Here is a 13,807-nt window from a genome sequence, read left to right as displayed (position 1 = left end):
CCGTGCAGGCCCCCCCGCCCGCCGCCGGGCCCCCGCGCCCCGGGGCCGCCGCCGCCCCCCCCCGCGAACCGCGGGGCCGCCCGCCCCCCCACGAGGGAGAGGCCGAACCCGTCCATGACCAGGTGGTGGTAGTTCTGGTAGATGAGGTGGTGCGTCGGCGAGAGGCTGATCAGCGCGAAGCTGAAGAGCGGATCGCGGGCGAGGTCGAGCGGACGCATCCGGTCCCGGGCCATCCATGCCAGGGCCGCCGCCCGGGGGTCGGGCTCCGCGCTCAGGTCGAGCAGGGCCGGCCGCCAGTCCCATGTCCCGCGGACGATCTGCCGCGGCTCCTGCCCGTCGTCGACGAAACTCACGTGCAGGGCGTCGATCTCGTCGACCACCCGGCGCAGCACGGTCTCCAGGAGTTCCCCGTCGACCGGGCCGTGGACCTCCAGATAATCCCCGATGCGGTAGGCCTCGAGCGCTGTCCGCGCGCGCTGCTCGGCGAGCCAGATCTCACGCTGGGCCGCCGTCAGGGGAAGGACGTCGCCGTCGCGACGGGACATGGGGGTACCTCCAGAGATGTGGGCGGCGGGGTCGCTGGGCGCGCCGGGACACGCCGGCCGCGGTGATGTCACGCGGCCGGCGTTCGGGGGGTGGTGCGGCAGGTGGGGTCAGCCGGCGAGTTCGCCGGCCTGGAGCTGCCAGAGGGATGCGTAGAGTCCGTGCTGGGCGAGGAGTTCGTCGTGGGTGCCCTGTTCGGCCACGACTCCGCCCTTGTCCATGACGTAGATCCGGTCGGCGTGCCGCACGGTGGAGAGCCGGTGGGCGATGATCACCATGGTCCGGCCGGCCGCGAAGCCGCGGAGCGCGCGCTGGATGGCGGCCTCGGTCTCGTTGTCCACGGCGGAGGTGGCTTCGTCGAGGATCACGACCGGCGCGTCCTTGAGGATCGCGCGGGCCAGGGCGATGCGCTGCCGCTGACCGCCGGAGAGTGCGGCGCCGCGTTCGCCGATCACGGTGTCGTAGCCCTTCGGCAGGGTCGCGACGAAGGGGTGTGCCTCGGCCAGCATCGCCGCTTCGACCACGGCCTTGTCCGAGGCGTCGAAGCTGCCGTAGCGGATGTTGTCGGCGATGGTGCCGTCGAAGAGGAAGGGGTCCTGGGCGACGAAGCCGATCGCGTGGCGCAGGTCGTGCCGGGGCAGGTCGCGCACGTCCCGCCCGTCGAGCAGCACGCTGCCGAACTCCGTGTCCTGGAAGCGCATCAGCAGTTTGGCGATGGTCGTCTTGCCGGAGCCGGTGGCGCCGACGAGGGCGGTGACCTGACCGGCGGGGATGGTCAGCGAGAGATCCTCCAGCGCCGGCGGCCGGCCGGGGTAGGCGAAGGTGACGTTGTCCAGGACGACCTCCCCGCGCACCGTTTCGACGTCGAGCGGTCCGCCGGTGCCGTCGGTCTCGGCGGGCAGGGCGCGCAGCTGCCGGACCCGGTCGTAGGCGGTGATCGTGCGCTGGTACTGGTCGACGATGCCGCCGAGCCGGTTCATCCGCAGCAGCACCATCTGGGGCAGTCCGATCAGCGGGCTGAACACCTCGAACGGCAGGCTGCCGTTGAGTACCGACCGGCCGCCGATCAGCAGGGTCCCGGCCATCGAGCCGGTGGTGCAGACCCGCACGATCTCGGCGTGGCGGATGGTGCTCCGGTCGGTCTGCTCGTTGCTCTGCCGGGCCTCGCCGCTCAGCCGGTCGATGCGCTCGGCCTCGTAGTCCTCGGTGCAGGAGCTCTTGACGGTGGCGCCGGCCTCCAGCGTGTTCACCAACTGGCTGTGCAGTCTGGCGCGGCGCTCGCCGGAGACGGCGTAGTCGTGCGTGACCTTGTCCTGGTAGTGGAACGACAGCCAGGCGATGACCGGGATGGGCAGGAACGCGATCCAGGCGATCTGCGGGGCCAGCAGCAGGAACACCGGCACCAGGAGGGCCACGCTGGTGCCCAGTTGCAGCACGTCGTTGGCCGAGGTGGCGAAGAAGGTGCCCAGCTGGCGGACGTCGTCGGTGAGCGCGCCGGCGATCCGGCTGGTCCGCTCGCCCTCCAGGTGCCGCAGTTCGAGGTGCTGCACATGGGCGTACGTCCGGTTGCGCCAGTCGTGCTCGATGTCCTGGCCGAGCCGGCGCCACTGGAGGTTCGAGGCGTACGACAGGCCCGCCACGGCGGCACAGGCGGCGGTCACGAGCCCTGCCAGGCCCCACAGTTGGGCGGACGCGGTCGTCAGCCCGAAGCGGACGAGCGGTGCGGCCTCGCCCTTGATGAGGACCAGTGCGGTCCAGCCGAGGAAGGTGCCGAGTGCCATCTCCGAGACCTGACAGGCGACCGACAGCGCGGAGGCGCGGTAGAGCCGCCCGCGGTGCGGTCCGACGATCTCCAGCAGGGGGTGTGGCCCGGTGTCCGCTCCGGGCAGGTCACGGGTCGCTTCGGCCGTACTGCGCCAGGCCTTCCGGACGACGGCCGCGGTCGCCGCCGCGACTCCGCCCAGCGCGACCAGCTGCTTGCTCAGCGCCGACCCGCGGAGCAGGGCGACACCGGCCGCCACCCCGCCCCCGACGGCGAGCACGGGACCCACGACACCGCGCTCCGCGCGCGGGGCCGACTCGGCGGCGGGTCCGGCCGGCGCCGGGCCCCCGGCACCGGCCTGTCCCTCCAGGACCAGGGTGACGGCTCTGCGGACGAGCCGGCCGACGTCCGTCGCTCTTAGCCGGGCGTCGTGCCGGACGAGGACGCCGCCGGTGACCGGACTGGCCTTCGCTTCCGTGATGCCGGGAAGGCGTCGCAGGGTCGCGGCGAGGACGTCGGCCGCCCGTGGCCGCCCGAGAACGGGCCTGACGTCCCAGCGCTGGCGGCCCGGAATGACCGAACGCGGGCGCACGTCCACATCCAAGGGGTGATATCCGGCTGCGGCACCCAGCAGAGATGTCATGTGTACGATCCCCTGTTTGCGGAGGTTGCAGAATCCGTCACGTGCACGACGCATTCATGCGGCAGAGTGGTAATTCTGGGGAAAAGCGATGCGACCAGCGGATTCGGGACCGACCACCGCTCGGGTGCATTTTTCTGCACCCGAGCAGCGGCCCGGACCGCCGAACCGTCAGCGCGTCTTGCCGGCGCCGGCGCCCGCGCCGGCGGTCGCGCGGATCTTCGGAGCCCTCGCCTCGCCCTCGGCCCGGGCGGCGGCCTCGTCCTTCTCGCTCTTCGGGGCGGTGCTTTCGACGGCGGCCTGCCGGCCGTCACCGGAACCGGCGTCGACGTCACCGGCGGCGATCTGCGCCGCCATCATCTCGGCGGCCACCTCGGCGGCCAGGTCGTGGATGTTCTCCCCGGCCTCGAGGGTCGCCTTCTTCACCTCGAGGACGAGGCCGACGGAGGTCTTGACGACGCCGCGCACCAGCGGCTTGAGGAGACGCTTGGCCAGTGGCGCGGCGATGAGGCCGACCAGGAAGGGCGGTACTACGGGCGGCATGATGCTCCATCCTCTCTACGCATACGTATGACAGGGAGCCCGGGTGCTGCGAACACCGAAGCAGCACACAGATGGGCGGAAGGAAGCACCCATTTCCAGATTTCGGGGTTCCCTGGCTGGGCCGGAAATTCTTGTCGATGGGGCCCAGCACCCGCTCTTCCATCACCGTAGTCGAGTCATGTGTGTCGAAGCCAAATGGTGCGGACTGGTTCACTCATGCGAGTGCTCTTGATCTTTCCGGGCCACGTTGGTTGCAGGGTGCATACTCATGAAGCGATGGTCAATATGATTTTCCTATATACGGAAGGTTTGCGGGTGTGCGTCCGCACCGACGGCGAGGTGCGGGGTCATCCCGGACCGCGTAGCCTGGTTCCTGGCACCAACCCAGTCGGGTCACCGAGGGAAGGCCAAGATGAGTCAGATCATCCGGCGCCCTGAAGGGAAGTACCGGCCGGCGAACGAGTCGCTCCGTCTGCACGGGAAACGGTTCTGGTCTCGGGTGGGCACTTACTGGCCCCAGAGATCGAGAATGTTTCGAATTAAACGGGAAGCCAAGCGCAGGGTCCCGCTCGCCCGGCGTTGGCGCCTGCGGAGGACGCCCGCGACATATATCAGGATATTGTCCTACTGTGCCGCAGTTCTGTTTTTGGGCTGGCTGGCGTGGGCCATCTATGCGATCGTCAACAACCAACCCGGTGCTGTTGACCATCGCTGTGAACATAAGACTGAGTCCTGTGGTGTCGTCATCAGTTTCGCCACGCCATTTCTCGCCTTTGCCCTGAGTCTCGCAACGTTTCTCACTCTGCGATATGTCAAGACGATCCATCGGGTGCGTCGCATCGCCAGGAAGACCCCGCGGAAACTGGTACCGACGGCGGGGACGATCGTCGACGAGGTCGTCGGCCGGGAAGAACTGTGCTCGGTGATGGCCCAGGCCCTTCGCAACCGTCGCTGGCGTCGGCCGTATCTGCTCGTCGGCGGAGTCGGCAGCGGAAAGACGGCGGTACTCGTGCAGCTGACGCAGGTACTGGCCAAAAAGGGAGTGCTCCCCGTTCCCATCCATCTGCGGAGAATCGACCTCGACGGTAGCGAGCTGAATTTCAGCGAAATGGCCAAAAAGCGGTTCTGCGACCTGGTGGACCCAGGGGTGATTTCCAGGGCACAGGCCGAACGCATCTGGCGACAGCTCTGCATGGACGACAAGGTTGTCGTCATCGCGGACGGACTGGAAGAGGCGTTCAGCGACGACGATCGCCAGGCGGAGCGGGACGGACTGATCCGCTACGCCATCGAACGAGCGGAGCAGCAGGGGATTCCCCTGGTGATCGCCTCCCGCCCGCATGCCGCGGTCGAAGGCACACGGGCGGCCGTGATCGATCTGGAGCCGCTCAGCGACGAGGCCGCGCTCACCTACCTGGGGCAGCAGAACTCCGGTGCCGAGGGCCGGCGGCTGGACTGGATCGTGGAGACGGCCGCCGTCGCGGAGTCACCCCTGTATTTGCAGGTCGCCCGTCAGCTCAAACAGCGCCAACTGCTCGAGCACTACGAGGGCGCCCGCGACCGGGGGGAGATGGACACGCGGGGCGGTGACCGCGCGGGGATCCGGCTGCGGCTGCTGCGGTCATGGGTCGACGCCCTGGTCCGTGGCCATCTGCGCGAGCGCTTCGACATCCCGCACGAGCAGCGGGTGAGAACCGTCGAGGTCATCTCGGCCATGGCGTGTATCGGTCTGCTCCGGGACCGGCAGGAGGTCAATTTCGCCGAGCTGGTCAACTGGAGCGGCAAAAAGAGAGGCTGGCGGTATCCGGAGATTCGCTATCCGGCGATCGTCAACGAATTGAGAAAGCGGGTCAGCGGCCTGCCGGGGCGTGACGCCTCGGAGGGGTGCTGGCGAGCTACCTTGTCGCGATTTGCGGCGCAAGGGGATCAGCTTGGCCTGGTGGAGGCGTACAGCCACAAGGTGAGGTTTCCGCACAGTATTCTCCAGGCATATCTCGGCTCCAGTTTCCTCGACGCTGTCCAGGAGAATTCCGATTCTGTTCTCAAGGAGGCACTGGCCGACCCGGCTCGTGAACTCCTCATCGCATTGATCATGCGTTCGCGGCACAACGGAGAGGCGCCGCAGCGGTCCACTGTGGACCTGCTCCTCAAGGCTGCCGAAGGCCGCGAGGACGAGAAGGCGTTCGAGCTGTACGCGGCGGCACTGGAGATCGACACCGGTAAGATCGGCGACTCGGCTCACGCGGATATCGCGCGCAGAGTTCGGGAGCGCTGGCCCGAACTCAAGGGCGGCGACGCGAGGACGCTCGACGACGCGAAGCTGAGGCTCGTGCAGCGCTTCGGCGAGGCGGCGCGCCGACTGGACGAGGCAGCCAAGGGTGCGGATTCCCAGGCATGGGAGAAACCGGCTTACAGCGATCTGATGAGGATCAGCTGGAAAGAGCCCAGCTATCCCGTCAGGCTCGCTATCGCCCAGGAGATGGGCGCGGGAGGCGACCACGCGTTCGACGCCGTGCGCCAGCTCTTTCCCTGGCCGAAGAAGAGGGAGGACTCGGACTCCGAAACCGACGATCCCTGGGAGCAGTACAGAAAGGCCATGGCCGACCAGAAATACTGGGAGGGCCTGGAACGCGAGAAGAAGCTCAGCCCTCCGGCCCGGCAGCAGACGGAGAAGCCGACCGACGCGGTCGAGATCTGGCGCCAGTTCGTCACCAGGGCGTGGCTGGTTCCCATGGTGGTGGGTTCCGTGGGCGTCGACCGCAGGAGTGTGGCCAGGGAACGTATGGATCTCTGGCTGCGGCACCTGGTCCCCAACCCCGCGACCGGACGGGCCGACCTTCCCATATCTCTGGAGATCGCTCTCGCTCAGGGGTTCAAGGGGGCCGCGAACCGCCGCAGGCGGCACCCCGCGACCTCCAACGAGACCCGCGAGTTCCTGATCGAGCAGGCGGAACGCATGCTCACCCACGCACGCTACTGGTACTCGCAGCTCACGCTCATCCACGCGCTGTGCCTGTGGGAGCTTCAGGACAGCGACGACGACCCCGACAGCGCGAAAGACGGGAGCCGGCACGGGGCCGAGTCGCTGCGGGCCGTGGAGCGCTGGCTGAGCATGGCCGGCTCCGAGCAGGCTCCCGGTGACCGGCCCGCCGACGAACTGACGGTGAAGGGCGGAAAGCGCCTGCACCCCTTCGTAGCCGAGGCCGGGGACCTCGCGGCACTGGCGCTCCAGACCGGGCATCCGGAGCGGTTCATCTGGATCGACGAGACGGGGGCCACTCTGAAGATCGGCTCGAGTCCCGCGGATCCGAAGGTCTATCGCAAACACAACCTGTGGATCCCCCCGTCCGTGGGCTGGAGCACGCTGCACCCCCGGGCCCAGCAACTCCTCGCCGACGTACTGCTGCTGCTCAACCTCACGGAGCGGGACGGAATCTCGGTCGACGAGCGCCTCCAGCGGACCAACCGGACGGAACTGCCGCCCTGCCTCACGTCGGATCGGACGGTCCTGCACCCCGATCGAACGGTCGGCATGCCGGGGAGGGCCGCGCCCGGCACTTGCTGCCTGCGCGGCTGCAAGTTCGAGCTGTGTCCCTATCCCGCGAAGGGGGAACAGCCGGCCGGTGAACTGCGTGAACCCTTCTGCCGGCAGCAGCTGACACTGGTGTCCGGGCGAAGGCCCCGACGCAAGAGAGCGGGCTGGCAGGGGATGAGCAGCCGCAAACTGCGCCGCTTCTGGAGAGCGATGGCAGAGCGCACCCGCACGCCGTCCGCGTAGCCGGCCCGGACAGCCGGTGCCGCCCGGGGCGGGTCAGGCCACCGGGAGACCCGCGTAGTTCTCCGCCAGTTCCGCCGCCGCGTGCGGGGAGGTGGCGATCCGGTCGAGCTGGGCGAGTTGCAGCTTGGTGTCGAACGGGTTCTGGTCCGGGGCCGTGTGCATCGTCGTCGTCATGAACCAGGAGAAGTGCTCCGCCCGCCAGACCCGCCGGAGGCAGGTGTCCGAGTAGGCGTCGAGCGCGGCCGTCGTGCCGGTGGCGGCCCAGTCGGTGAAGGCGCGGGCGAGCACGACGACGTCGGCGGCGGCGAGGTTGAGGCCCTTGGCGCCGGTCGGGGGGACGATGTGCGCGGCGTCGCCGGCCAGGAAGATGCGGCCCCAGCGCATCGGCTCCGTGACATGGCTGCGCAGCGGCAGGACGGCACGCTGGGTGATGGGGCCGCGGTTGAGACGCCACGGCCCGTCGACTGCGAAGCGCTCCTCCAGCTCGTCCCAGATCCGCTCGTCGCTCCAGGCGGCGGGATCGGTGCCGTTCGGGACCTGGAGGTAGAGCCGGCTCACCGAGGGCGAGCGCATGCTGTGCAGGGCGAAGCCGCGCGGCGAGTGGGCGTAGACCAGCTCGTCGCAGGCCGGCGGTGCGTCGGCGAGGATGCCGAACCACGAGTACGGGTAGACCCGCTCACAGGTCCGCAGTGCCCCTTCGGGTATCGCCTTGCGGACGACACCGTGGAACCCGTCGCAGCCCACCACGTACGCGCAGTCCAGGGTCCGCGCGACGCCCTCGTGGGTGTAGTGGACGACGGGCCGCCCGGTGTCCGCTCCGGTCACCGCGCTGACCTCGGCCTCGAACAACAGGGGTGCCCCGTCGGCCAGTTGGAGGGCGATCAGGTCCTTGACGACCTCGGTCTGGGCGTACACCCAGACCCGGCGGCCACCGGTGAGCGACGGGAAGTCGATCCGGTGGCCGCGGCGCCCCCAGCGCAGTTCCACGCCGTCGTGCACCAGGCCTTCGCGGTCCAGCCGCCCGGCCGCGCCGCAGTCGCGCAGGGCGTCGACCGTGCCCTGCTCGAGGATGCCGGCGCGCTGCCGCTGCTCGACGTAGCCACGGTCCCGGGACTCCAGGACCACGCAGTCGACGCCGGCCCGGTGCAGCAGCCGGGCGAGCAGCAGCCCCGCCGGGCCGCCGCCGACGACGGCGACCGTGGTGTGGGAGGGGATCGTCATGGGGCGCTCTCTTCGTCGAGTACGTCGAGTTCGGCGAGGACGCGGTCGGCGACGGCGAAGGCCTGGTTGGCGGCGGGCACACCGCAGTACACCGCGCTGTGCAACAGCACCTCCTGGATCTCGGCGACCGTGAGGCCGTTCCTGCGGGCCGCCCGGACGTGCAGGGCCAGTTCCTCGTAGTGCCCGCCGGCGACCAGGGCGGTGAGGGTGATGCAGCTCCGGGTCCGGCGGTCCAGACCGGGCCGGGTCCAGATGTCCGCCCAGGCGTAGCGGGTGATGAAGTCCTGGAAGGGGGCGGTGAAGGCGGTGGTGGCACCGGTGGCCCGCGCCACATGCTGCTCACCGAGCACCGCACGCCGTACGGCCGTCCCGTCCCCGTGCTCGGTGATGCCGAAGTGGCCCGTCAGCGCCGTCAGCACCCGGGCCGGCTGCTCGGCCGGCGCCAGGTGGCCGGCGCCGTCGATCTCCAGGAGGGTGGACCGGGCGATGCCGTCGGCGAGCCGGCGCGCATGCGCGGGCGGTGTGGCCGCGTCCTGCCGGCCGGCGATCACCAGGGTGGGGGCGGTGATCCGGTCGAGCCGGTCACCGAGGTCGTACGAGGCCAGGGCGTCGCAGCACGCGGCGTAACCGGCGGGCGAGGCGGCCCGCTGGTCGGCGACCAGCGCCCGGGTGGCTTCCGTGTCCTCGAACCCGGGCGCGAACCAGCGGGCCGGAGCCGAGTCGGCGAGCCACGCCACGCCCTCGGAGCGGACGCGTGCGGCCCGCTCGCGCCAGGCGGCCGGCTCGCCGAAGCGGGCCGAGGTGCACACCAGGGCCAGCTGCGCGACGCGCTCGGGGTGGTGGACGGCGAGCCAGGCGCCGACCGCGCCGCCCAGGGACACCCCGGCGTACGCGAACCGGTCCACGCCGAGCGCGTCCGCCAGGTCCAGGACGAGGCCGCCGAGCGCGGCGACGGAGTTCTCCCGCAGCAGGGACGCCGGGGAGCCGCCGTGCCCGGGAAGGTCGTACCGGACGACCCGCCGGCCGCGGGCCAGCACCGGCACCTGCGCCTCCCACAGCCGGAGGCTGGTGCCGAGCGACGGGCCGAGGAGGAGTGGGGGCGCGTCGGGGCGGCCCTCGACGACATGGTGCAGAAGAGGCATCAGCTCTCCTTGTGGGGGTGTGCCGTACGCTCCAGCGCACGGTCCGTCAGTTCCGGCGCGGCGCCCAGGTACCGTGTGGGGTCCAGCAGGTCGTGCAGCCGGTCCGGGCCGAGCGCGTCCCGTACGGCGGGCAGGGCCGCCAGGACGTCCGCCAGCGGCCGCGGGCCGGTCGCGGCGTCGCGTGCGGCGTCCGTGAGCAGCAGCTGTGCCCGGGGCCGGCCGACGGACTCCGCGAGGGCCGCCACCAGCCGTTCGGAGACGATCAGGCCCTCGGTCAGGCCCAGGTCGGCGCGCATGGCGTCCTCGTGGACCCGCAGCCCCGCGGTGAGTTCGGCCGCGTCCCGGGCGGCGCCGCCCGCCAGGCGCAGCGCGTCGCGGACCGTCTGCCACTCGGCGTGCCAGGCGCCGGCGGGGCGCTCGTCCTCGGCCGCGAGCGACGACAGCAGCACCGCGGCGTGCTGCGGAAGGCGGCGTGCCGCGGCGGCGATCAGGGTGGCCCGGACCGGGTTGGCCTTGTGCGGCATCGCGCTGGAACCGCCGCCCGTGCCCTCGCTCACCTCAGCCGTCTCGGTGCGGGAGAGGAGCAGTACGTCGGCCGCGAGCTTGCCCAGCGCGCCGCCGGCCAGGGCCAGGGCCGTGCCCAGCTCGGCGACCGGCGTGCGCAGCACATGCCAGGGAAGCAGGGGTTCGGCGAGGCCGGTGCGGGCGGCGTAGGCGGCGAGCAGGTCGACACGGCTGTCGAGAGCGGCGAGCGTGCCGGCCGCCCCGCCCAGCTGCGCGGGCAGGACGAGCGAGGCGAGGCGGTCTCTGGCGTCCAGGACCAGATGGCGCCAGCCGGCCGCCTTGAGGCCGAACGAGGTCGGCACGGCGTGCTGGGTGAGCGTACGGCCCGGCATGGGGGTGCTCCGGTGCGCCGTGGCGAGCCGCGCCAGGGCCTCGGCCGTGGTGTCGAGGTCGGCGAGGAGGAGCGCTCGGGCGCGGTGGGCGACCAGCATGAGCGCGGTGTCCAGGATGTCCTGGCTGGTGGCGCCCCGGTGCACCCAGGCGGCCGCCTCGTCGTTCACCGCCGCCCGGAGGTCGGCGACGAGGGGGATCACCGGGTTGCCGCCCGCGCGCGCCCGCTCGGCGAGGGCGCGCAGGTCGAAGCGGTCGGCGCGCGCCGCCGCCCCGATCTCGCGCCGTACGGACTCCGGTGCGCCCAGGGCGTCGGCGAGTGCCACCTCGGCGTCCAGCATGGCCTGGAGGAAGGCGCGGTCGCCGGTCGCCGCCGCCACGGGCGAGCCGGCCCAGCCGGGGGACAGCAGTCCGACGTCGGACGCCTCGTGGGCGGTGGTGTCAGCGGAACTCAAGGAAGACCGTCTCCTCGGTGTCGTCCCCCTGGAGCCTGATGTCGAAGCGGTGCACCCGGTCCCGCTCCTCGGCGGCGACCAGGGTGGCCCGCCGGTGCTCGGGGAGCCCGGCGAGCAGCGCGTCGTCCGGGTGGCCGGGCAGGTAGGCGCGGGTGTGGAGATGGTGCAGCAGCCCGCGCGCGAAGACGATCACGCTGAGGTAGGGCGCGTCGGGGCTCGGCGGCAGGGTGCGGACGGCGTAGTGGCCGTCGGCGTCGGTCGGGACGCGTCCGAACCCGGTGAAGGTGGTGCCGTCGCGGCCGATGACCGCGCCGGTGACGGGGTCGCGGCGCAGGGAGCCGGGCGCTCCGGTGCGCGAGCCGTCCGGGGCGGCCTGCCAGAACTCCAGGAGCGCGTCGGGAACGGGCGCGCCGGCGCCGTCGCGTACGACACCGTGCAGGGTGATGGTCCGCGGGTCTCCCACGGGTGCGATGTCGCCGCCGCCGGCGAACGGCAGTGCGTACCCGTAGAAGGGCCCGACGGTCTGGGAGGCGGTGACTCCTTCGGGCGGTGTCACGGCTGCGGGTCTCCTTCGGTCCAGGTGGCGGCGGGGCCGTCGAGCACGATGTCCCAGCGGTACCCGAGCGAGAACTCGGGGCGGGACAGATCGTGGTCGTAGGTCGCCACGAGGCGGTCGCGGGCGGCGGCGTCGGTGACCGACTGCAAGATCGGGTCGTACCGGAACAGCGGGTCGCCCGGGAAGTACATCTGTGTGACCAGCCGTTGGGTGAAGGCGGTGCCGAAGAGGGAGAAGTGGATGTGGGCGGGGCGCCACGCGTTGCGGTGGTTGGGCCACGGATAGGCGCCGGGCTTGACCGTGGTGAAGTGGTAGCGGCCCTGGTCGTCGGTCAGGCAGCGGCCCACGCCGGTGAAGTTCGGGTCGAGCGGGGCCGGGTGCTGATCGAGCTGATGGGCGTACCGGCCCGAGACGTTGGCCTGCCATATCTCCACCAACTGGCCCCGGACCGGGCGCCCTTGACGGTCGAGGACCCGTCCGCCGACCGTGATCCGCTCGCCCTGCGGCTGGTTCGCGTGCTGCCGGGTGAGATCGGAGTCGAGGGCGGTGACATCGGTGACCCCGAAGACCGGGCCGGTGAGTTCCACGGCGTCGGGATCGCCCTGGACGGTGACGGGGGAGTGCCGGGGGTGACGCAGGACGCTGCTGCGGTACGGCGGATAGGCGCGGTCGGGATGGACGGCACCGCTGGGGGGTACGGCGGCCATCTCGGCGTCGATGATCGCCTGGGTCGCCTGGTCCGGGACGGGGGCCTGCCGGGGCAGGTGCGGGTGTGTCATGTCAGCGCTCCAGGACGAGGGCCAGCCCCTGGCCCGACGGTGCGGTTCTCCTCGCCGGTGCGGACGGCGTCGAGGCCGTGCACCTCGGTGGCGGTGCGCCGGCGGACCTCCTCGGGAGTGACCCCGGGCGCCAGCTCGACCAGGCGCAGTCCGTCCTCGGTGACGTCGAGGACGCAGAGGTCGGTGATGATCCGGTGGACGCAAGCCCGGCCGGTGAGCGGCAGGGTGCAGCGGTCCACGAGTTTCGCGGAGCCGTCCTTGGCGGTGTGCTCCATCAGCACGATGACCCTGCGGGTGCCGTGCACGAGATCCATCGCCCCGCCCATCCCCTTGATCATCTTGCCGGGGACGGCCCAGTTGGCGAGGTCGCCCTGGGCGGAGACCTGCATCGCGCCCAGCACGGCGACGTCGATGTGGCCGCCGCGGATCATGCCGAAGGACAGCGCGGAGTCGAAGAACGCCGCACCGGGGACGGCGGTGACGGTCTCCTTCCCGGCGTTGATCAGATCGGGGTCGACCTCGTCCTCGGTCGGATAGGGGCCCACGCCGAGCAGGCCGTTCTCCGACTGGAGGACGACGTCGACGCCGTCGGGCAGGTGGCCGGGGATCCGGGTGGGCAGCCCGATGCCGAGGTTGACATAGCCGCCGTCGGGCAGTTCACGGGCCGCGCGGGCCGCCATCTCGTCGCGTGTCCAGGGCATCAGCCGCGCACCGTCCTCTTCTCCACGCCCTTGTCGGCGGCCTGCTCGGGGGTCAGTTCCAGGACGCGCTGCACGAAGACGCCGGGCAGGTGCACCTCGTCGGGATCGATCTCGCCGGGCTCGACGAGCTGCTCGACCTCGGCGATCGCGACCCGGCCGGCCATCGCGGCGAGCGGGTTGAAGTTGCGCGCAGCCTTGGCGAACACCAGGTTTCCGTGGCGGTCGCCCCGGGCGGCGCGGACCAGCGCGAAGTCGGTGGTGATGCCGTGCTCCAGGACGTACGGGCGCCCGTCGAAGTCGCGCGCCTCCTTGGCCGGCGAGGCGACGGCGACGCTCCCGTCGGCGGCGTACCGCCAGGGCAGTCCGCCCTCGGCGACCAGGGTGCCCACCCCGGCCGCGGTGTAGAAGGCGGGGATGCCCGCGCCGCCGGCCCGCAGCCGCTCGGCGAGCGTGCCCTGGGGGGTGAGTTCGAGTTCCAGCTCGCCGCTGAGGTACTGGCGGGCGAACTCCTTGTTGTCGCCGACGTACGAGCCGACGACCCGCGCGATCCGCCCCGAGGCGAGCAGCGTCCCGAGACCTCCGCCGTCCACACCGCAGTTGTTCGATACGACGCTCAGGCGGCCGGCGCCCTGCCGGTGGAGCGCGTCGATGAGTACGTTCGGGACTCCGCTGAGCCCGAATCCGCCCACGGCCAGCGAAGCGCCGTCGCCTATGTCGGCGACGGCCGCCTCGGCCGAGGGAACCACCTTGTCCATTGACGTCCGTCCGTTCGTCGGCGTGAGACGTTGCGGGT

At 71.3% G+C, this 13,807-nt stretch carries 11 protein-coding genes; 1 reads left to right on the top strand and 10 read right to left on the bottom strand.

Translation table 11 applies throughout. From position 1 onward, the window contains the following. From ACFVIU_RS29545 to ACFVIU_RS29535, 3 genes are all read right to left on the bottom strand, one after another. Positions 1 to 545 (bottom strand): condensation domain-containing protein (locus ACFVIU_RS29545; RefSeq protein WP_385846235.1); only part of this gene is annotated, 545 nt, incomplete at its 3' end. 108 nt (positions 546 to 653) lie between these two features. After that, positions 654 to 2,948 carry an ATP-binding cassette domain-containing protein gene (locus ACFVIU_RS29540; RefSeq protein ID WP_385846234.1) on the bottom strand — a complete coding sequence of 765 codons (2,295 nt, stop codon included), beginning with the start codon at positions 2,946 to 2,948 and terminating at the stop codon, positions 654 to 656. A 168-nt stretch (positions 2,949 to 3,116) separates the two neighbouring features. Beyond that, entirely contained in the window at positions 3,117 to 3,488 is a 372-nt protein-coding gene (locus tag ACFVIU_RS29535) for a DUF5132 domain-containing protein (RefSeq protein ID WP_385846232.1), read from the bottom strand. 646 nt (positions 3,489 to 4,134) lie between these two features. Here ACFVIU_RS29535 and ACFVIU_RS29530 point away from each other — a divergent pair. Further along, the gene (locus tag ACFVIU_RS29530; RefSeq protein WP_385846231.1) at positions 4,135 to 7,266 is read left to right on the top strand and encodes an NACHT domain-containing protein; all 3,132 of its coding nucleotides are present in this window, start codon (positions 4,135 to 4,137) and stop codon (positions 7,264 to 7,266) included. 33 nt (positions 7,267 to 7,299) lie between these two features. Here ACFVIU_RS29530 and ACFVIU_RS29525 read toward each other — a convergent pair whose 3' ends face one another. The 7 genes from ACFVIU_RS29525 to ACFVIU_RS29495 are packed head-to-tail and all read right to left on the bottom strand — an operon-like array spanning position 7,300 to position 13,769. Next, positions 7,300 to 8,487: a 4-hydroxybenzoate 3-monooxygenase gene (locus ACFVIU_RS29525; RefSeq protein WP_385846230.1), complete on the bottom strand. Its 1,188-nt coding sequence runs from the start codon at positions 8,485 to 8,487 to the stop codon at positions 7,300 to 7,302. Beyond that, the gene (gene pcaD, locus ACFVIU_RS29520; RefSeq protein WP_385846228.1) at positions 8,484 to 9,629 is read right to left on the bottom strand and encodes a 3-oxoadipate enol-lactonase; all 1,146 of its coding nucleotides are present in this window, start codon (positions 9,627 to 9,629) and stop codon (positions 8,484 to 8,486) included. The genes ACFVIU_RS29525 and pcaD overlap by 4 nt, the downstream gene beginning before the upstream one ends. Continuing rightward, positions 9,629 to 10,978 carry a 3-carboxy-cis,cis-muconate cycloisomerase gene (pcaB, locus tag ACFVIU_RS29515; protein ID WP_385846227.1) on the bottom strand — a complete coding sequence of 450 codons (1,350 nt, stop codon included), beginning with the start codon at positions 10,976 to 10,978 and terminating at the stop codon, positions 9,629 to 9,631. The genes pcaD and pcaB overlap by 1 nt, the downstream gene beginning before the upstream one ends. Continuing rightward, entirely contained in the window at positions 10,965 to 11,534 is a 570-nt protein-coding gene (gene pcaG, locus ACFVIU_RS29510) for a protocatechuate 3,4-dioxygenase subunit alpha (protein WP_385846225.1), read from the bottom strand. Before pcaG ends, pcaB begins: the two co-directional genes overlap by 14 nt. Beyond that, positions 11,531 to 12,313: a protocatechuate 3,4-dioxygenase subunit beta gene (pcaH, locus tag ACFVIU_RS29505; RefSeq protein WP_385846223.1), complete on the bottom strand. Its 783-nt coding sequence runs from the start codon at positions 12,311 to 12,313 to the stop codon at positions 11,531 to 11,533. Before pcaH ends, pcaG begins: the two co-directional genes overlap by 4 nt. Next, positions 12,310 to 13,014, bottom strand: coding sequence for a CoA transferase subunit B (locus tag ACFVIU_RS29500; RefSeq protein ID WP_385846222.1), 705 nt, complete (start codon positions 13,012 to 13,014; stop codon positions 12,310 to 12,312). Before ACFVIU_RS29500 ends, pcaH begins: the two co-directional genes overlap by 4 nt. Then, positions 13,014 to 13,769, bottom strand: a complete 756-nt coding sequence (locus ACFVIU_RS29495; RefSeq protein ID WP_385846221.1) for a CoA transferase subunit A — start codon at positions 13,767 to 13,769, stop codon at positions 13,014 to 13,016. The genes ACFVIU_RS29500 and ACFVIU_RS29495 overlap by 1 nt, the downstream gene beginning before the upstream one ends. Positions 13,770 to 13,807: the final 38 nt, after the last annotated feature.

Origin of the sequence: Streptomyces sp. NPDC127190 (assembly GCF_042672505.1) — a bacterium.
In the GTDB taxonomy this organism is placed as follows: domain Bacteria; phylum Actinomycetota; class Actinomycetes; order Streptomycetales; family Streptomycetaceae; genus Streptomyces.
This window is presented reverse-complemented; position numbering and strand designations above follow the sequence as displayed.